This window comes from Alteromonas sp. 4NH20-0056 (genome assembly GCF_057539655.1).
In genome coordinates this window covers 455734-475536 of record NZ_BAAJLS010000003.1, presented here as the reverse complement: position 1 = coordinate 475536, position 19803 = coordinate 455734, and the positions used below count along the sequence as shown (strand labels likewise).

At 44.9% G+C, this 19803-nt stretch carries 20 protein-coding genes and 2 tRNA genes; 9 read left to right on the top strand and 13 right to left on the bottom strand.

Translation table 11 applies throughout. The features are described from left to right. Window positions 1–80 precede the first annotated feature (80 nt). The 5 genes from AC27EZ_RS08225 to orn all read right to left on the bottom strand — a co-directional run bounded on the left by AC27EZ_RS08225 (window position 81) and on the right by orn (window position 5544). Window positions 81–542: a hotdog fold domain-containing protein gene (locus AC27EZ_RS08225; protein ID WP_487134872.1), complete on the bottom strand. Its 462-nt coding sequence runs from the start codon at window positions 540–542 to the stop codon at window positions 81–83. A gap of 183 nt (window positions 543–725) precedes the next feature. After that, a complete protein-coding gene (locus AC27EZ_RS08220; protein ID WP_487134871.1) occupies window positions 726–4094 on the bottom strand; it encodes a TonB-dependent receptor domain-containing protein in 3369 nt (1122 codons plus the stop codon). A gap of 477 nt (window positions 4095–4571) precedes the next feature. Next, window positions 4572–4647 (bottom strand) — tRNA-Gly (locus AC27EZ_RS08215). 175 nt (window positions 4648–4822) lie between these two features. Further along, window positions 4823–4898: transfer RNA gene (locus tag AC27EZ_RS08210), tRNA-Gly, on the bottom strand. A 100-nt stretch (window positions 4899–4998) separates the two neighbouring features. After that, window positions 4999–5544, bottom strand: a complete 546-nt coding sequence (gene orn / locus AC27EZ_RS08205) for an oligoribonuclease (protein ID WP_487134870.1) — start codon at window positions 5542–5544, stop codon at window positions 4999–5001. Between the two features lie 84 nt (window positions 5545–5628). Between orn and rsgA the strand changes: the two genes are divergently transcribed. From rsgA to AC27EZ_RS08185, 4 genes are all read left to right on the top strand, one after another. Continuing rightward, a complete protein-coding gene (rsgA, locus tag AC27EZ_RS08200) occupies window positions 5629–6687 on the top strand; it encodes a small ribosomal subunit biogenesis GTPase RsgA (RefSeq protein WP_487134869.1) in 1059 nt (352 codons plus the stop codon). A gap of 157 nt (window positions 6688–6844) precedes the next feature. Further along, window positions 6845–7723 carry an archaetidylserine decarboxylase gene (asd, locus tag AC27EZ_RS08195; protein ID WP_487134868.1) on the top strand — a complete coding sequence of 293 codons (879 nt, stop codon included), beginning with the start codon at window positions 6845–6847 and terminating at the stop codon, window positions 7721–7723. Between the two features lie 3 nt (window positions 7724–7726). Continuing rightward, complete coding sequence (locus tag AC27EZ_RS08190; RefSeq protein WP_487134867.1) at window positions 7727–8608, top strand: DMT family transporter; 882 nt, start codon at window positions 7727–7729, stop codon at window positions 8606–8608. 5 nt (window positions 8609–8613) lie between these two features. Continuing rightward, a complete protein-coding gene (locus AC27EZ_RS08185; protein WP_487134866.1) occupies window positions 8614–9303 on the top strand; it encodes a glycerophosphodiester phosphodiesterase in 690 nt (229 codons plus the stop codon). Window positions 9304–9313: 10 nt separating this feature from the next. Here AC27EZ_RS08185 and AC27EZ_RS08180 read toward each other — a convergent pair whose 3' ends face one another. From AC27EZ_RS08180 to AC27EZ_RS08170, 3 genes are all read right to left on the bottom strand, one after another. Further along, window positions 9314–9745, bottom strand: coding sequence for a MerC domain-containing protein (locus tag AC27EZ_RS08180; protein WP_487134865.1), 432 nt, complete (start codon window positions 9743–9745; stop codon window positions 9314–9316). 133 nt (window positions 9746–9878) lie between these two features. Continuing rightward, window positions 9879–10628 (bottom strand): divergent polysaccharide deacetylase family protein, encoded by a 750-nt coding sequence (locus AC27EZ_RS08175; protein WP_487134864.1) that lies wholly within the window; start codon window positions 10626–10628, stop codon window positions 9879–9881. Between the two features lie 143 nt (window positions 10629–10771). Further along, a complete protein-coding gene (locus AC27EZ_RS08170) occupies window positions 10772–11959 on the bottom strand; it encodes a murein hydrolase activator EnvC family protein (RefSeq protein ID WP_487134863.1) in 1188 nt (395 codons plus the stop codon). 184 nt (window positions 11960–12143) lie between these two features. On the opposite strand from AC27EZ_RS08170, the gene AC27EZ_RS08165 reads away from it, so the two are divergent. The 4 genes from AC27EZ_RS08165 to gpsA all read left to right on the top strand — a co-directional run bounded on the left by AC27EZ_RS08165 (window position 12144) and on the right by gpsA (window position 14428). After that, complete coding sequence (locus AC27EZ_RS08165; protein ID WP_487134862.1) at window positions 12144–12569, top strand: rhodanese-like domain-containing protein; 426 nt, start codon at window positions 12144–12146, stop codon at window positions 12567–12569. Between the two features lie 12 nt (window positions 12570–12581). Then, complete coding sequence (grxC, locus tag AC27EZ_RS08160; protein WP_421133406.1) at window positions 12582–12842, top strand: glutaredoxin 3; 261 nt, start codon at window positions 12582–12584, stop codon at window positions 12840–12842. A 63-nt stretch (window positions 12843–12905) separates the two neighbouring features. Continuing rightward, window positions 12906–13412, top strand: a complete 507-nt coding sequence (secB, locus tag AC27EZ_RS08155) for a protein-export chaperone SecB (RefSeq protein ID WP_487134861.1) — start codon at window positions 12906–12908, stop codon at window positions 13410–13412. An 11-nt stretch (window positions 13413–13423) separates the two neighbouring features. Continuing rightward, window positions 13424–14428 (top strand): NAD(P)H-dependent glycerol-3-phosphate dehydrogenase, encoded by a 1005-nt coding sequence (gene gpsA / locus AC27EZ_RS08150; protein WP_487134860.1) that lies wholly within the window; start codon window positions 13424–13426, stop codon window positions 14426–14428. Between the two features lie 33 nt (window positions 14429–14461). Here the strand turns inward: gpsA and trmL are convergent, their stop codons facing one another. From trmL to AC27EZ_RS08130, 4 genes are all read right to left on the bottom strand, one after another. Beyond that, window positions 14462–14926, bottom strand: coding sequence for a tRNA (uridine(34)/cytosine(34)/5-carboxymethylaminomethyluridine(34)-2'-O)-methyltransferase TrmL (trmL, locus tag AC27EZ_RS08145; protein WP_487134939.1), 465 nt, complete (start codon window positions 14924–14926; stop codon window positions 14462–14464). Window positions 14927–15020: 94 nt separating this feature from the next. Beyond that, window positions 15021–15986: an alpha/beta fold hydrolase gene (locus tag AC27EZ_RS08140; RefSeq protein WP_487134859.1), complete on the bottom strand. Its 966-nt coding sequence runs from the start codon at window positions 15984–15986 to the stop codon at window positions 15021–15023. 54 nt (window positions 15987–16040) lie between these two features. Further along, window positions 16041–17393 carry an ATP-binding protein gene (locus AC27EZ_RS08135; protein ID WP_487134858.1) on the bottom strand — a complete coding sequence of 451 codons (1353 nt, stop codon included), beginning with the start codon at window positions 17391–17393 and terminating at the stop codon, window positions 16041–16043. Beyond that, window positions 17393–18136, bottom strand: coding sequence for a response regulator (locus tag AC27EZ_RS08130; protein WP_487134857.1), 744 nt, complete (start codon window positions 18134–18136; stop codon window positions 17393–17395). The genes AC27EZ_RS08135 and AC27EZ_RS08130 overlap by 1 nt, the downstream gene beginning before the upstream one ends. Window positions 18137–18410: 274 nt before the next feature. Between AC27EZ_RS08130 and AC27EZ_RS08125 the strand changes: the two genes are divergently transcribed. Further along, on the top strand, window positions 18411–19205 hold the full coding sequence (locus AC27EZ_RS08125) for a Spy/CpxP family protein refolding chaperone (RefSeq protein ID WP_487134856.1): 795 nt from the start codon (window positions 18411–18413) through the stop codon (window positions 19203–19205). A gap of 79 nt (window positions 19206–19284) precedes the next feature. On the opposite strand, the gene AC27EZ_RS08120 is transcribed toward AC27EZ_RS08125, so the two are convergent. Further along, window positions 19285–19695, bottom strand: coding sequence for a methylglyoxal synthase (locus AC27EZ_RS08120; RefSeq protein WP_487134855.1), 411 nt, complete (start codon window positions 19693–19695; stop codon window positions 19285–19287). Window positions 19696–19803: the final 108 nt, after the last annotated feature.

The window sequence follows — 19803 nt, the reverse complement described above, 5'->3', positions numbered from 1 at the left end:
AACTTAATATTTGACGGAGTGAATAAGAAAGTAAAAAGGCCGCATTGCGACCTTCTATATAAATAAGTTGAGCGGGTTACCTAGCGCTTTTCACTGACCCATACTGTAATGGTACCGTCTACAACCACCACACCATCTTGGTTGTAGGCTTTAACAGGAATGGGAAGGTCACCCGGCTTCCATGCATCAGCGGGCACTTCGGCAACACAGCGAATATCAGAATCTGCCTTGGCTGGATACTTCACTTCCATACCTTTAGGTATCCATCGCAAATGCTTAGGAATGGACGCTTCACACATAAAGCCCATTGCCATTTCAAGCCCATTGCAAATGGCAATAACGTGGACTGTACCAATATGGTTTTGCACCGCCTTATGCTTTTTTATCTTAACTTCACAGTAGTTGGGGCGGACATCGGTAATAACAGGCGACACGGTTGAAAAGTATGGTGCTCGACGAGCGGAGTACCAGCTAAATAGTTTCTTCCCGAAAGGTAGTTTCAGAAATTTGTTGTAAGTATTCAGTACGTAGTTGTTAGACATATTAATCCTAGAAACGGCGTAACCCTCTTAGCTTATGCACAAAACATCTGACCGCGAAGGAAGTAGCAATCTGGTTAGACCAGTAAGAGTAGCGATAGATTAACGTAAAATCAATTACAGTAAACACAAAAAAGGCGGTCAATCATGACCGCCTTTTATCTCTATCCTAGTGTGATAGACGTATTAGTTGAATTGCATATCAAAACCAACGAAATAGAAACGTCCGCGTGCACTTGCCGGGTAAGCAAAGTTCGTAAGGAATGGTTCTTCATTCGTAATGTTTTTCACACCACCATATACACGTACAATTTCTGTCGCATTGTAAGCAAAGCTGATGTCGTGCTGCCAAAACTCATCCATAACTACAGAATCATCATAGTCGCCACGCTCGTAGTCTTCGATTTCAACAAAAGAAACAAGTTGCTCATCCATGTACTGGGTTTGCCATGCTATTTGTAAATCACCCCATTTCCAGCCTAGGTTGATGTTTCCTGCGAGCTCTGGACGATTCACTTCGCCAAGCTCTGGGTTTACTTCGCTGAGATCATTTGGATTAGTATACAAATCTAATTTGTTCACTCGTGTACCAGAGATTTTTGTCGTAAAGGCGTGATCTTCTATCTCGAAGTCATAACCAATGCTGAAGTCGACCCCTGCAGTTTCTGTTCTTGCGAAGTTTACTTGTGTTGAGCGTAAGAAGTTTAAACCGCCAAACTGTGGCGAGTTGCTGTCTGTGTTTCGAGTGAACAGAGAACAGAAATTCTCATTTAAATTCTCTCCAACATAACAACCATTCACAATATCGTTTGAGCTTACAGCACTGATCGCTGACTCAATTTCAATGCTCCAGTAATCTGCTGTTACTGAGAAACCTTCTAGCCAGCTAGACTGATAAACAAAACCAATCGTTGTGGTATCTGCGGTTTCTTCTTGTAGCTCAGCATTACCGCCCGTTACGCCAGGGAACGCCGCTGAAAGTGGATCAGTATAGGTATACTCTCCTGCATCGTTGAACGGATTAAACCCGATTGACTGAAGGTCTGCCACGCAGTTTGCTTGGATTTGATCGGCCGCAGCAGGATCGTTGCCTCTGATACCAGAGATAACACTTGCATTACACGGGTCTGTTGGACGGAACGTGGTACCCACTTCCGGGCCAAACAATTCGGTAATATTGGGGGCACGTACTGCTTGTGATTGCGATAAACGAATCATAAGGTCTGTGTGCGGCGCATAAAGTACGTTAGCACGCCATGTCGTAGTATCGCCAATGGTTGAGTAGTCAGAATAGCGTGCAGCTAAGTCTACAGATAGCTCCTCAGCAAATTCTTCGGCTACAATTAATGGAATGGATAATTCCACAAAGACTTCACTTACATCAAATTTACCGGTTTCATTGGCAGTTTTGATAGAAGGTTGGAAAACCAAAGAGTTATTCGTTGAGTAATCTGATACCAATGTGCCTGCTTGATATTGAGACCCTTGCGGAATGATACCTAGCTGCCAATCATCAAAAATAGCTTCAGATTTTTCTTCTCTATATTCGCCACCTACCGCGAAAGCAACCGGCCCATATGGCAGTTCGAAGTAGTCGGCTGAGTCACCCGCAATTGAACCACTCACCACGAATTGTTCAATTGTCGTTTTCGAATAGCTGTCTTGCGTAACCCAGTCAACCGCTTCTTGCGAAATGCCTGCTGCGCCAGACCAAATATTTAATGGTACGCAACTGCCATCGCCAGGCGTAAATGAGAAATAGCCTGGGTCGTACACGGGAATATTAAATGCGGTTGTAACCTGAGGCGTATTCGCGTCAAGGTTTACTCGGCAGTTTGCAGCGCCCGTTGATGGGTCTGTTACTGCATCAATTGCAGAGAAGAAACGGTCTACAACAACAATATTTTCTGTGCCTTGTTGTTCAAACTCAAATTGGCCGTAATTTGCCGAAAGATTGTATTCCCAATCGTTATCAAAAAAGCCTTCAATTCCAATCACACCACGCACAGTGGTACGCTCATTGTCAATCTTGCCTCGGCCAATACCGATAGGATCGGCTGTAATCGCTACACCGCCAAGTTCGGTTGCTAGCGGTTGGATAAACTCTGGCAAATAAGGGTTGTCAGGCGCACCGAATAATAAATCCCAATATGATGTAGGTTGACTCTCATTCTCGGTTGTTTGCACAACATATTTAAGCTCGCCATATACTGTCATGTCGTCACTTAAATCGTAGTGACCAAGCAGGTTGACTGACACTTTATCGTTAGGGGTTATTAAATAGCCGCGCGGTTGTTGGATGGTATTATACGAATCGCCACCAAACCCTTCAAAGTTACCCGATACTAAGCCATCTTGAATAGGACGATAAGAGCCATCTTCTGTTACATTCCAGCACCCACCTAACACACCGAAAGACGCTGCGCCAAATGAACTGTTATAGCCAGAAAAAGAGTCTAAACAGTCAGGTGTGCCGTTGCCGTCTAAGTCGATGTTAGTTGCTGGGTCAAACCCTGCAAATGTGTAAGGGTTTCCAGGAATGATGTATCCGTATCCTGACGTGAATGGGAATGTTCTGTAAGGCAATACGGCGCGTGGAGGAACGGTTGACGCACGATTAAATAGCGCTAACTCGGCTTCTGTAAGCGTCGGCGTTGTACCAAACGTATCGATATAATTTGCAATAAACGCTTCTTGGCTTGGAATAGACAAACCAAAATTAAACAACCCAGTATTATCGTAATTGTAATATTGAGAAAGGTTTGGCGTGCTAGCGCCTAAGTCACCTTGCTGGAAACGCAAGGCTGGGTTAGTCCAGTCTCGTGCTGAACCAATAATTAAACCATTGTCGCGCTCGCTTACACGTAAGCCTTCATCTCGTTGATACTCGACATTGATAGCAAAGTTACCTTTGTCATCGTCAAAGTTGGTACCGTATAACGCTGACAAACTGATTTGCTCACCGTCACCTTCAGACGAGATACCTGTGTTTACGTCAACTTCAAACCCTTCGTAATCGTCACGAAGAATAAAGTTAACCACACCTGTAACCGCATCAGCACCATATACTGCCGAAGCGCCGCCTGTTAATACTTCTACCGATTTAATAAGTTTTACCGGGATAGAGCCTACATCTACGGCAGCAGAACCTGCAACACCGCCCACATGGCGTCGACCGTTAACCAAGGTCAATGTACGGTTAGACCCAAGCCCACGTAAATTCAAAATATTAGCACCATCGGCGAAACCAGAGTCTATCGAGCTTTCAGCAGTGGTAGAGGAAAAAAGCGCCGGAATATCGTTTATTACGTCAGTAACAGAGAACTCACCTGATAATTGAATATCTTCTTCAGATATTGCCTGCACAGGTGACGGCGATGCTAGATTTGGATCTCGGGCGATTCTCGACCCCGTGACCACTACTTTTTCCACATCCTTTTCTTCTATTACAGGCTCTTCCTGAGCCTTAACGACGGAAGCATTTAACGTTAACGCTGAGGCGACAGCGAACGCTAGCGCTGATACGCTGTGACGCTTTGATGAATCAAAAGCCATGTGTGTTTCTCCGAGTGATACTAATATTATGCTCTCGCCTCACTTTTCTTATTGAAAGTGTTTTATGGCTTTGAGTCTTGTATTTTAATAGTGTGAAATTGCAAGCTTTGTGCCCGATTTAGCAACCGAAATACATCGAGTTGGCACAAAAGAGCGCGAATTATGCATATTTATTCAGAAAAATCCATTTAATATTCCAACGGGTCAAATTCTTTGCCATTTATTGCACAATTCTTGTGCAATATTAGACCACAATAGCAACATCAGCTTGATTTGCACCACATTTATTCGTTTAACGCACCATATTGATTCAATTAACCGACACGAAAAAATGAATATTTTTTGAAGAAAAGAATTAGGAGCGGGAAACGAGATTTGGTAATTCGTTGTGAAGCAATGGCCGACACTCGGTCGCGGGCCCACAGGGGCCGCTGTACTATTACTAATGAAGTTAGTTTGTATATGTGATGAAGAATTTGGAGCGGGAAACGAGATTCGAACTCGCGACCCCGACCTTGGCAAGGTCGTGCTCTACCAACTGAGCTATTCCCGCATAGAGTCGATGCTGTTGCATCTTTTGGTAGCTAACTCACGTTTTGACGAAAGTTAGATTTAAATTTGGAGCGGGAAACGAGATTTGCCAACTGGCCGACACTCGGTCGTGACCCCTTGGGGGTCGCGCTTTCACGCTCACTAACTACCGTTTTACCGAAAGTTAGATTTGAATTTGGAGCGGGAAACGAGATTCGAACTCGCGACCCCGACCTTGGCAAGGTCGTGCTCTACCAACTGAGCTATTCCCGCAACAAAAAGGCACTTCGTTTGAAGTGGTGCGCATTTTACAAAAATTTTGGTGTAACGCAACCTTTAATTGTGTTTTTTTGGCACCTAGGCGCTCATTCGACTAAATCGTAAACACTTTTTCTCTGTAATAACGCATTTCTTCAATTGACTCACGAATATCGTCAAGTGCCAAGTGAACGCCCTTCTTGTTAAACCCATCGAGCACTTCTGGCTTCCAGCGTCTTGCCAACTCTTTTATTGTGCTTACATCAATACTTCTATAATGGAAGTAGTCTTCAAGCTCTGGCATGTATTTCACCATAAAGCGTCGGTCTTGCCCTATGGTATTGCCGCAAAGCGGTGACTTACCTTTGCCCACCCACTGTTCAAGAAAAGCGATGGTTTGCTGTGCAGCTTCACCTTCGCTAACCGTACTTGCCCTACACCGTTCTGTTAAGCCTGTTTCACCATGAACGCGAGTACACCACTCGTCCATGTTATCAAGTACAGAGTCTGGCTGATGCACTGCAATAACAGGGCCTTCAGCCAAGATATTAAGCTGCGGGTCGGTTACGATAGTTGCGATTTCCATGACTACACAGGTTTCAGGATCGAGCCCGGTCATTTCCATATCAATCCATACGAGATTATTGTCGTTCTTACTCATATCTTTCCTCTTGTCATTGAAGCATGGCAACCATGCTCTACAAACGTTATTATTACCTTAGTATACGTGAACTAGAAAAGAATCGTGGCGAAAAAACCAAAACTTACACACAGACAGAAACGCCAAGTTGCAGCAAATAGAAACAAGCGACTTCAAGGCAAAGACGGCGAGCCTGCTAAAAACAAGCTAGACGAAAGCAGCCTTGAGAGTGGAACGGTAATTGGTCGGTTTGGTAAACATGCCGATGTAGAAGATGTCCATGGCGAAGTATCACGTTGCCATATACGCAGAACCATTGATTCTGTGGTGTGTGGCGACAAAGTATTTTACAGCAAAGGCGATACAACCGATGCAGGCAGCGGTATTGGTGTGAGTGGTGTGATTGAAATCGTCAAAGACCGTCACTCGGTATTAACCCGCCCCGATTTTTATGACGGTATTAAACCTATTGCGGCTAATATCGACCGCATCATTGTGGTTAGCGCCATTTTGCCCTCGTTGTCGACGAATATAATCGACCGTTATCTTGTTGCTTGCGAAGATATTGGCATTACCCCTCTTATTGTATTAAATAAAGTTGAGTTGCTCAGTGATGCTGAAAAGGCCGTTGTCGATGAACAGCTAACTACATACAAAAGCCTTGGATACGATGTGCTTTATACAAGTTGTAAAACGGGTGAAGGTATTCAAGCACTCAATGCGTATTTGGACAATAGTATCAGTGTATTTGTAGGGCAATCAGGCGTAGGAAAATCCAGCCTTATTAATCAAGTATTACCCGATGCAGATGAATTGACAGGCGAAATTTCGGATAACTCAGGCTTAGGCCAACATACAACAACCGCGGCAAAACTTCTTCACCTGCCCGCTGGAGGCGATCTTATTGATTCACCTGGTGTACGCGAGTTTGGCTTATGGCACATTCCAACCGAACGCATTACATGGGGCTTTATAGAGTTCCGAGACTTTTTAGGTGGCTGTAAATTCCGCGACTGTAAACATCTAAATGATCCAGGATGTTTGCTACGAGAAGCCGTGGAAGAAGGAAAGATTAGTGCGGCTCGGTTTGAAAGCTACCATAAAATACTAGCAACAATGGAAGACCAACGTCCTAGCCACAGTCAACCACCAGGTATGGGATAGCGGCGCACCAAATTACGAAAGCAGTTGCCCTTTTGCAGCTGCCTTTTTCTTTACACACCTTACTTATATCGAGTTGATTGCACTCATAATGTTTAAGTTACATGCGTGCAGCTAAGTTAAGGTAAACTATTACTATTGCATAAACGGAGATGTTTCTGTGCTGGACTGGCTAAAAGTTAACTTACAATACATTACCCCTAAACACCTTTTGTCTCGCCTTGTAGGTAAGCTTGCGTCGGCTGAGATGGGCAGTGTAACTACGTTTTTTATCAAAGCATTTATCAAGCAATATAATGTCGATATGAGCGAGGCGCTTTACAGTGAGCCTGAACATTATCGCAGCTTCAATGCCTTTTTTACTCGCCCGCTTAAACCTGAAGCCCGCACTATCAACGACGACGATAGTGTACTTATCCACGCCGTGGACGGAACGGTTAGCCAATTTGGCGATATTAACAGCGATAGTATTTTTCAGGCGAAAGGACACGATTTTAGCCTGACGACATTGCTTGGCGGCAAACCAGACATTGCAGCACCTTTTAAAAATGGAAAGTTCGCTACCATTTACTTGGCCCCTCGTGATTATCATCGCATCCACATGCCTGTAGAAGGCACATTGACTGACATGCTTTACATTCCGGGTGAATTGTTCTCGGTAAACCCACTGACCGCGCAAAACATTCCTGGCCTATTTGCTCGCAACGAACGTGTTGTTGCGCTATTTGATACGCCAGTTGGAAGAATGGCGATGGTACTAGTTGGCGCAACCATTGTAGCGAGCATTGAAACAGTATGGGCCGGAACGGTAACGCCACCTGCGGGTAAAAATGTTCAACATTGGTCGTACGAACAAGACAGTGAAGCAAGTGTGAAACTGAATAAAGGCGATGAATTAGGGCGCTTTAAATTAGGGTCGACCATTGTGGTCTGCTTTGAAAAAGATACGATTGATTTTGAAGATTTATTTTCGGGCCAGGTAACGCGTCTTGGTGATGCGATGGCAAAAAAAGCTGAAAGCGACACGGCTACCAGCTAGTTTATGGACCCAGTAAAACGAAGCCTCATTTCGTTACACCTCACCATAATATTATTGGGTGGCACGGCATTATTTTCTCGGCTGGTACCTCTGAGTGCCGGCGATATTACGTTAGTCCGTTCCGTTTTGGCGTGTGTGGCGTTGTTTGCTTTTCTAACCATGGCAAAAGAGAGTCTTAGGCTTAACAACAAGAAAGATTACGTTATTGCACTGGGTCTTGGCATATTGATGGCATTGCACTGGGTGACCTACTTTTCTGCAATGCAGTTCGCAAGTGTGTCGGTGGGTATGATTGCGCTGTTTACCTTTCCGGTTATTACCGTATTAATAGAGCCCTTTTTCGAAAAAGTTAGCCTAGTGTGGCAAGACATTGTGTCTGCACTGGCAGTGTTGCTGGGGGTGTACTTTATCGTGCCTGTCGCATCGCTTGAAAACGATATAACGCTGGGTGTGTTGATTGGTATTGTATCGGCGATTTTGTATGCGTTTAGAAATCTTATTCACCGTAATCATTTCAAACACTACAGCGGCGCAAAAGCCATGGCATGGCAAACATTGGTAATTGCCATACTTCTTGCTCCATTTGGTAGCGCAGAATTAACTACCGCGTCGTCGAACACATGGCTGCTACTGCTACTGTTAGGAACGATATTTACTGCCTTACCTCACGCACTCATTGCAGCAAGCTTGCGTCACTTACGCGCAAAAACGTTTTCGCTAATAGCGTGTATGCAGCCTCTTTACGGTGTGATCTTAGCGGTTATCTTGCTGAATGAAAAACCCACATGGCAAACGTTGCTCGGCGGTATACTCATCACGTCTGCGTCTGTCTATGAAACACTAAACACCCATAAACTGCATATGAAATCTAATTACGAAGAGTAAACACAATGCTAATTTTTGCTCATCGCGGGGCCAGCAAATACGCACCTGAAAATACGTTATTGGCATTCAATCTTGCGTTTACGCAAAAGGCGGACGGCATCGAGTTTGATACCTATCAGCATAACGACGCCATTGTGGTTTTTCACGATCGTAGGCTAACGCGTACCACCGGCGCACATGGCTTTCTTCTTGATACCCCCCTTACTTCGCTTCACGCGCTTGACGCAGGGCAAGGTGAGCGGATCCCAGTTTTAACCGAAGCTCTGTGTACCATTCCCCACGGAAAGTGGTGCAATATTGAAGTTAAACACCTTGTTGATGCCGACAAATGGGTGCGTGAAGCAAAACAAGCGGCAGCGCTGGCCAACATCGATATTAGTAAGTTATTAGTATCGTCGTTCAATCACCATTGGTTACGTGATATTGCGCAGCAGTGGCCAGAAGTAAAGATAGGAGCGTTAACCGCAACATATGCACTAGCGGGAACACAGTGCGCACAAGCATTACAGGCGCACTCTATTAATGTAGATTTAAACGTTATTAATAAAGCGTTTGTCGATGAGGCACATCAACATGGATTGGCAGTTTACGTTTATACCGTTGATTATTGCGACGACATGGTGATGCTAAAAGAATGGGGGGTGGACGGTATTTTTACTAATGTGCCAGATGTCGCTGTCTCGACGTTAGCATAACTAACGCCGTTTACTTACCGGCTTGTGATGATAGGTGGTGGCTAAACACCGTATTCTTACAACATTTGCACTGCCTACATAACCGCATGTTCACCCAATGGCCAGCAACAATCAACAAAGCGCCAACGGCTATAGTAAATGGCTCATACGCCTCACCGAAAATGTCTTTATGCCAATAAATTGCCCCACCGGTAAATAGCAGCACAAGAGGGTAGTACTGGCCATGGTAGCGTGACGCACCACTAAATAAGGCAACACCGCCAATAAGCAATGAAATGGATAAAATGACCCTTTCAAACCACACTTGAGCAAAAAAGGTTGACCCGATAAGCGGCAGCAGTGGAATAAGCACGGGTAGTGCCAGACAATGCAACGCACACAAACTCGACACCCAAATGCCAAGTTTGTCTAATTTCGCTGGATTGTCATCAATCGGATTCATTGCTACTGCACCATAACCATTTCAGAGACGTTATATTATAACATTGAAGCGGTAAATGAAAAATTAATTGCTCAAATTTTTTTCTCTTAGTAAGAAAAGCAATGCGTAAATAGATAATTTTTAAGAGGTATGGCTATTCGTTAGGGGCAGCAATCGCCATATCAGGCAAGCTAACAGACACTGGCTTAACCTTTTTCAGCAAGTAATCTGATGCTGAGGTTAGGGTAAACCCTTCATCTTGGAGTAATGGCAGGTTTTGCTGTAAAAAATTAAGGGTAACTTGGTGAGGATGGGCAATGACAACAACGCTTCCCTCTTCTTGGGCAATGCGCTTCATACGTTCAAACTGAGACGCAATAAACGGCGTTGTTCTAACATGGTCAAGAAACACTTGCCGACTAGCATTTGGCACGCCTACTTGTTTTGCTACTTCTTGTGCTGTGGTGTACACGCTCGTTCTACTATCGATAAAAAACAACCCTTGGCGTTTTATTTCTAACATTAACGCCGTCATTGATGCTTCTTGCCCAGTAAACGCACTGCCCATATGGTTGTTAACACCGACAACATTGGGAATACTTTTGATGGCTTTTCTCAGCGTATGCGTAATGGCCGCAGGATACATATCAGTTGTCAACCCAAGGGGGCCCATTGTTTCTCCGCTTTCCGCCTGCATAGGCATATGTAACATGACGGCTCTACCTTGCTGCTCGGCTTTCTCAGCAATCGTTTTAGCCAACGGCGTTTCAGGAAGAATAGAAAACGTGATTTCGCTGGGCAGCGATAACGCACTTAAATCGGTCGGTTTATAGCCTAAGTCATCAAGGATAATAACGATACTCGGCTTAGCGACCGATACGTTGCTGACAAACAGGCATAACATTGTTGTACACGCGAAGAGTAGACGCCCTAGCATCTTGTAATTCCATTTTATGGTTATTTTTATTTTAAGCGCATGCGAGTACGTTTGTACTCAACGTTTACAGCATACCAAGTAATCTCGGTTATTCAAGGGTATAGCACGTTTTAGTCAAGCCAGGACGAAGGATTAAGTGCTTTACCTTTATGACGTATTTCAAAATACAGATTGGGATACTCTTGCCCACCGCTTCGCCCAACAAGCGCTAGGCGCTCGCCTTCCCGTATGTCATCGCCCGCTTGTTTTAATAGCGCTTGGTTATGCCCATAAACTGTCATGTAGCCTTCACCGTGATCGACAATTGCCACTAGACCAAACCCTCTAAGCCAATCGGCGTACAACACACGCCCTGGCGCAATACTGATTACCGGGTCGCCCTCTGCTCCATCAAAAATAACGCCTTTCCAGCGCACTTGTCCTTGGCGACGACTTCCAAATAGCTTGCGCATACGACCTTCGACGGGTGACGTAAGTTTGCCTTTGGACTTGGCCAGCCCATTTAATGTAATTTGCGCATTCTCTGCAGCGCGCAGTGCCGCTAAACGTGCGACCTCGATGGCATCAAGAAGAGATTTTTCATTTTCAAGTAGCACGGCGATTCGCTGACTTTCTGATGCAATAGTCCTGTTTATCTTCTTCAGCGTATTTTTTCGATCGCTCTGTCGAGTGATTAGCACAGCTCGTTGGTTTTCTTGATTTTGCCGTAACGTAACCAGCTCTTCTGCTTTTTTTACTAATGACGCCGTGACAGACTCTAAGCGAGCCACGTTATCTTTAAACTTGGTAATTTCTTGTTGACGCGCTTTAGCAACATACTGGTAGTAGGTAATAGTGCGTTCAAATGTGCGAGCGTCCTCTTGATAGAACAACATTTTTGCGTAGTCATAATGGCCTGCCATAAAGGCGCTTTTTAACTGGCTGGCTAACAATCGTTGTTGTTTTCTAATGGCCTCTTTTATCGCTTCCTGCTCTTGTTTCAGTGCAGACTCTTCCTTTACCACATTATCTAACTGCTGTTTCGTTTTTGATAACGCGGCGGCGACGGTTCCAATTTCAAGCTCTGAGCGCCTTAGCACTTCTTCCAGTTCTTTGGCACTGGCCTTGTTATTTTCAAGGACCTGCTGACGCGCGCGAAGCTCTGCCTGTAGCTCAGCAAGTTTTTCTTGCTGCGCTTCTTGCGCCTCTTCTTGCGCCACTGCGCCGACCGAAAATATCAGCGTAAACAGCACCACAGTGAATACAAAAAACGAATGGAACCAACAAGCGCGCATAGGAAGTAGGGAAATCTCTGTCAAAACATTGTACTGATAGTGAGTGTATCCGAGGCTACCAACAAAACCCAGTCTAATTTAGACGCACAATCAATTGTATAGGTAAGCGAGCACCTGATTTGCTAGCAAAATGAACAGAGACTGGTTTCTCACGCGATTTTCTATATACTTTGCTCTCTTTTTTGTGGTCTATAGACAAGGTTAGAGAATGGATCAGGTAATCGAATTTGCTACCAACAATATTGTACTTGCAGGCGTATGGGTTGCATTAGTTGCAATGATAATATTTTCCTATATCAGCGCACTTACGTCCCCGGTTAAAGAATTGTCTACTCACGACGCTACGTTGCTCATGAATAAAAACGACGCAGTGATACTTGACACTCGCCCTCAGAAAGATTTTAAAGCCGGTCATATTTTAGGGGCTCGCCAGATAAAACCAGAAGAGTTGCGCGAGAAAAACTTTAAGAAGCTTGAAAACCAAAAAGACAAACCCATTATTATAGTATGCGCTATGGGCAATCAGGCTCGTGGTACGGCGAGTGCGATGCTTAAAGCAGGTTTCGCAAACGTTAGTGTATTAAAAGGCGGTATGAATGCTTGGCAAAGTGCCAGCCTTCCCGTGTCTAAATAAAAGGTGAACGTGATGAGTAAAGTAGAGCTTTATACAAAAGGTCACTGCCCTTACTGCCACAGAGCAAAAGCATTGTTAAATGAAAAGGGCGTTGCTTTTACAGAATACGCAATTGATGTGCAGCCTGAACTTCGCGACGTAATGATCGAGCGAGCAAATGGTGGATGGACAGTGCCTCAGATATTCATTGAGGGCCAACATGTAGGTGGCTGCGATGATATGATGGCGTTAGAAGCACAGAAGAAATTAGACCCTATGTTAGGGCTTGCGTAACGCGTTTTAATACGTGCTTAACGTGAAAAATAAATTTATAAGACTTTAAATACAGGAAGAATCATGGCTGACGACAATCAGACAAATGGCGGCGAAGCAGCAAGCGCCCAAGCACAACAACCACAGTTCAATATTCAACGCATCTACACAAAAGATATCTCGTTCGAATCGCCGAACGCGCCTTCAATCTTTACCAAAGAGTGGAAGCCTGAGATTAAGCTTGATATTGATACCAGTACAAACAAGTTAGACGAGAACGTATTTGAAGTTGTGCTTTCTGTTACCGTTACTGCCAAAATTGGTGAGGAAACAGCGTTTCTTTGTGAAGTGCAACAAGCGGGTATCTTCGCAATTGGTGAAATGCCAGATCAAAACAAGGCACATACGTTAGGTTCGTTCTGTCCAAACATGCTATTCCCGTATGCGCGTGAAACAATCTCGAACTTGGTTAACCGCGGTACGTTCCCGCCGTTAAACCTTTCTCCTGTTAACTTCGACGCTATCTTTGCTGCATACGTTCAAAAACGTGCGCAACAAGCACAAGGCGATGCGCCTAAAATGGACGCGTAATTAACGTGAACATGAAGTCGAATTCGGTTTCAGTATTAGGGGCGGGGTCTTACGGCACCGCCCTTGCTTTTTGTCTTGCGCGAAATGGCAACCCAACGTTATTGTGGGGGCGCGACGAGACTCATATAGCAGAGCTTGCTGACACCCGAGAAAATACACGATACCTTCCAGGCGCGACATTTCCAGATGCACTACAAGTAAGCGCCAGCCTAGCAACGGTAGCTGCCGCCAGCCAAGATATTCTTGTTGTTGTGCCAAGCCATGCGTTTGCTAGCATGCTTGATGCGTTAAAGCCGCTATTGCAGCCACACCATCGCATTATATGGGCGACAAAAGGTTTAGAGCCTAAGACAGGCCGACTGCTGCGCGACGTAGCGGAAGATATTTTAGGTACACAGTACCCACTTGCCGTGTTGTCAGGCCCCACGTTTGCCAAAGAAATGGTTGCTGGTTTACCAACCGCTATTTCGCTTTCCTCTACTGATGACAAATTAAGTGATGAGTTTGCAGCCAAACTTCATTGTGCAAAATCGTTCAGGGTATATAAGAACCCTGACTTTACTGGCGTACAATTAGGCGGGGCGGTAAAAAATGTTATTGCCATAGGCGCAGGATTAGCTGATGGCCTTGGTTTTGGTGCGAATGCGAGAACCGCACTGATTACTCGAGGCTTAGCCGAGCTAACCCGCTTAGGGGTTAAACTAGGCGCCCAACCAGAAACATTTATGGGTATGGCAGGCTTGGGGGATTTGGTGTTAACGTGTACTGATAACCAATCTCGAAACCGTCGTTTTGGCTTAGCACTTGGTCAAGGTAAAACGGTAGACGTGGCGATTGAAGAAATTGGTCAGGTTGTAGAAGGGTATAGAAATACCGAAGAAGTCCATATTCTTTCAGAGAAAGTGGGCGTTGAAATGCCTATTTGCGAGCAAATTTATGCCGTGCTTTATCATGGTAAATCACCAAAAGAAGCCGCACTTACTTTGCTTGGAAGAGACCTCACTAGCGAGGCGTAGTCTTTCTACGCCTTACTTTTTCTGCACTATTAATTACCTAGCGCCTTCATATCCAAATTGGCGCCAGCTTTCATAGACAAATACCGACACTGCATTTGATAAATTCATGCTGCGGCTATCGGGCAGCATAGGGATACGCACCCGCTGCTCTGGCGGAAGACTGTCTATGACTTCGTTGGGTAAGCCTCGGGTTTCTGGCCCAAAGAGTAACGCATCACCTTTTTTATACGATACATCACTGTGAAAGGCTTTGCCCTTCGTAGTACATGCGAATACGCGAGTAGGCTTTGCATCGTCTAAGTAGGCTTCTAAGTTTGCGTGGCGCTTAACGTGCGCAAACTCATGGTAATCTAAACCTGCGCGACGGACGCGCTTGTCGTCCCATTCAAACCCAAGCGGCTCGATAAGGTGCAAGGTAAAACCACTATTGGCACACAAACGAATAATATTGCCGGTATTAGGTGGAATTTCAGGTTCGTACAATACAATATCTAACATGGTAACCATCTCACTTCTTTGCAGGCGCAAAGGATAGTGCGAAGCGTTCTTGCTAGCAAGTAATGTTATTGCTCAGCAACACTGCATCGCACGTTTACGTGGTCAAAAAATCCAATACACGCTGTAATGTACTATCTCGAATATCGTCGGCTTCCGTAAACAGTTCATGATAAGCCCGTGGAATGACGACTAACGTTGCATTTGGCATTTTTTCTGCCACCCGTCGCTGACGTTTGTTGTCAATAATGGTATCGCCATCGGCACTTAAAACCAGTGTCTTAGTGGTAATAGCACCTGCGCTTTGTTCAATATAGTGCATCGCCTCGTGCGCGGCTTTTAGCCACTCGGTAGTCACTCCGCCAAGTTGTATGTCTTGCTCTTCGTCGTAAAGCTCTCGGAAAAGAGAGTAGCGCGTTCGACTATGGGTTAGCTTATTCAGCGCATACGGAAACGCAATGTAAGGCGTCTGTCCAAAGAAATACCCTGACTCACGTTTTTTCATTCTATTCACCGCAAGACCGGTTCTTATTAAGCCGTTAGCCAACCAGTTTGGTAGCGAGGGCTTAATGCCAAGCATCGGTGATGCTAATACGGCTTTCGTGAAAAGTGTGGGCCTTCTGATTAACGTTAACGCGCCGATAGCGCCGCCCATTGAGTGACACACCAATTGGAGTTCGCCGTGCTGTTTAGGCTTAACGATGGTCTCAGTAAAGGTTATTAAGTCATCGACGTAGTCATCAAAATGTTTTACATAACCGTGCTGAGGGTCATGCGTCATGCGCCCTGATAACCCCTGCCCTCGATGATCAAGTATAAAAACTGCAAAGCCGTTCACATACAAATCGTAGATAAACTCTTTATATTTTAAATACGACTCGATACGACCAGAACTAATGACAATCGTTGCTTTTGCATTCTCGGGTATACAAAAGGCATAACGTACCGATACGTTGTCCTTACCGGTAAAGCTTCCCTCGGTCACATCGTTTACCCAAAAGGGGTTGATGTGTTCTGCAAACGCCGAGGCCAAGTTTTTTTCTGATGTAAATATCCAACTCATCGAATTTACCTTTTACACAAAAGTGAAGGGCGTGGCTGATAAACGTGGCATAACTTACTGCATTGGAAAGGATAATAAGACCTTTAACCCACCTTTATCACCGGGTGCCGCTATTATTTTCCCATCATGCAACTCTACCGCCGCTTTTGCAATGGAGAGTCCAAGCCCGACGCCTCCTGACGCTCTTTCTCTCGCTAGGCTAGCACGGTAGAACGGCGAAAACACACGCTCACACTCATCGACGCTTAAGCCCTCACCGTCATCGATAATGTGAATTACCCAGTGGTGTTCCGACGCTTCAACATTGACGTCAACACGTGTATTGCTGTGCCGTATTGCGTTTCGAAGTACATTCTCTACTGCACGACATAACATTATGGTATCGACGTTTACGGATATGTCAGGCACATCGCCAATATTAAGTTGTTTATGCTTGTTTGCAGCTTCGAATGAAGCATCGGTGAATACGTCATGTAAAACAGTAGGTAACGAAACGATAGTAAACGATGCATCACCCGCTTCTGCGCGGCTTAGTGTCAGTAGATGGGAGATTAAGGCTTCCATCCGCTCAGCCTCGCGTTCTATGCGCGATAATGTAACCGGGTCTATATTCTGTTGGTGCGCCAAACCTAATGCCATTTGCAAACGTGCCAATGGCGAACGTAGCTCATGTGACACATCGGCAAGAAGTCGCTTTTGTGCCCCCCACATTTGCTCGAGTTGCTCAGCCATTCGATTAAAATCACGGGCTAATTGGCCCAATTCATCGTGGCGCGTTTCAGCGTGAAGTACACGTGTCGACCAGTCGCCATTCGCTAGGTGGTTAGCCGACTTTTGAATACGCAATATAGGGCCGGTAAGCGATTTGGCAAACAGCCAGCTTAATAAGCTTGTTGTGATGAGGGCTATACCCAAAAACAAGGCATAAGGCGGTACGGTGTCGTTTGGCCCTTCAATACGCATAATAAAAAGTGCGTAGCGTTGGTTGTTTCTTTCGAAAGAGAGGGGGCCTGTTGTTTTTATCGCGCCGCGTTTAATAGATATGGGCGAGGTTTGTGACAACAGTCTGTCTAAATCTTCCTTGTCATTTTCTCGAAGACGAGGGCCGCCGCCAACAACAACGCGTTTAGAATCTAACTCGATGGCTAATAGCCGCCCTTTCACCCCTCTCGAGCCCCGCCTTAATATCGTCTCTAATGATAACGTTGCATTTCGCTTGCTAAGAATTCGGTCGCGCGTGTCGCTCAGTACAGCGCGCTCTTTAGGGTCTAAAGCTTCAATTTGCAATTCGTGGAAGAATAAACGACTTCCCCAGAATGCTAAAAGTGCGGTAACAATAAATGTGGCCCAAAACCATAAAAAAAGACGCCCCATAATTCCACGAGCGGGGTTGATAAACGTCGTCATTATGATTGTCCCGTTAGCAGCATGTAACCCACGCCGCGTATGGTTCGTATTTTTTCCTCACTGGTTATTGCGCCGATTTTCTTTCTAAGGTTGCTAACGTGCATATCAATACTTCGGTCAAATGCCTCCAATGGCTTACCTAACACCTTCAAACTTATTTCTTCTTTGGTCACTCTTGAAGACGCATTCAGCATAAGTAGCCGCAAAATGGAGAACTCGGTTGTTGTAAGCGTAAGCGCTATATCGAAGACTTTCGCTTGCTGACTGCTGGTACTAAGGTAAATATCGTTAACATACAAATCCTGTTCATTGATTGCTCCTGACGCTGACAGATTATGACGCCTTACAATCGCTTTGATGCGGGCGACTAATTCTCTGTGATTGAAAGGTTTAGGGAGATAATCATCGGCTCCCATTTCAAGGCCTAATATCTTGTCATAATCATCACCGCGTGCGGTAAGCATAAGTACCGGCGTAACATGACTTGCGCGGAGCTTTTTAAGTACGTCGAACCCATCCATTCTAGGCATCATTACATCAAGAAGGATTAAGTCATAATACCTTCCTGAAACAGCCTCTGACAGCCCTGCCTCGCCATCATTTCTTACGGTTGTTTTATATCCCATGCTATCAAGATAGGTAGATAGCATTTCTGTTAATTCTGTATCGTCATCGATGATAAGAATAGATTGTAAGAGGAATTCAGATTGCATGGTGGCCGCTTCTTCAGATGCATAGTTCATTGTGGTTAGCCTTCTATATTTTTACGCTATCTATTACTCATTAAGCAATGAAAACCTGAGAGCAGTATGTGTTACCTGCTTTTCTAATAGCGCCTATTGTATCGATTCATGCCTTTCAAATCACAGTGCTGTCACACCTTTACACAAGCTTTACAGTCCATTGACGGTATTACACGGTAAAAACGCTAATCTGAATATGAACAAACCTACACGGCAATCTTTACACGGTCGTTTAGGTGAATATTGCGATATCGTCAAACTTAAGGAGACGACTATGAAGAAATTACTTATTGCTAGTGCGTTGCTTTCTACTGTTGTGTTCGGGCCTTTGGCCGTTGCTAAATCTAACAACACCGATATGCGCCATCATCAAATTGAAAATGTAGTGAGGGACCTTCGAGGCCTTTCGCTTGCACCTGAGCAGCGTAAGGATATTAAAGAATTGGTACGCGCGTTTAAGCAAGCCAATGACAAGCCTGTTCGCACACCGATGAGTGCATCAGCATTTGCGACGGCAAGTGACGAGACGTTGAACCGTTTTGTTGAAACCAACCTAAATGCGCGTATTGAACATGGCTATGCCCTTGCCGAGTTACGCCACAACATTTATTCGTTACTGACTGCTGAGCAGCAGACTGAACTTGTTTCAAGAGAAGCAAGCTTCATGAAAAAGCGCGAAAAAATGCAGGCCCGTGACAAAGCGAATAAACGCGGTGAAAAAAAGGGGCAACGTTGGGCTAAACGCCACGAAGCATTTAAAGGCATTGATTTATCAGACGAACAACGTTCAGAACTTAACACGTTGAGAGCGTCGTTCAAGCAGGATATGTCCGCGCACAGACAAGCAATGAAAGAAGTTAGAAACGCGCAACAGCAACTTATTCGAAGTGACGCATTTTCAAAGGACGCATGGAATGCATTGAACATACAATATCAGGATAGACTAGTAGATGCAGGCTTAAATAAAGCGAAACAAAAGCAATCGATGCTAATGGTACTTACCGAAGCGCAACGCTCGACGCTTGATAACCTGCTTACAGAACGACGCGCATTAAGAGAATTAATGTAAAATCGACACGGTTATCTATGTGTCTTTAAAGCCAAAAGGCTAGCATTACGCTAGCCTTTTTTACCTGCATAACAGTATGTTAAAAACTGGGCTTAGTGGGTTTATAGTCTTCTGACAAAAATAGCGGCGACGTTATAACTAAATCAGCCGTGGCAGGCGTGCACGCTACAGGGATATTCCACACCGAACAAAGGCGAAGTAACGCTTTTACATCGGGGTCGTGCGGCGCCGCATTTAACGGGTCCCAGAAGAAAAACAATGCATCAAGTTTGTTTTCAGCGATCAGCGCGCCTATTTGCTGATCTCCACCCAGTGGACCACTTTTGAAACAAGTGACAGGAAGTCCTGTATTATCGTGTACCAATCCTCCCGTAGTTCCTGTTGCCACTAAATTGCATTGCCTTAGTGTGTCGATATGTTGATTTGCCCAGGTTAACAGTTCAGGTTTTTTATGATCATGCGCGACCAGCGCAACAGTTAACTTTCCCATTACCAATGCTTCCCTCTCTGCCAGTGTTTTGCGCGAGTTTAAGGTAGCTCGCTAAATGTTATAAATATTCAGTGTTCATCTTAGTTTTGTCAACATAATGTCATTATT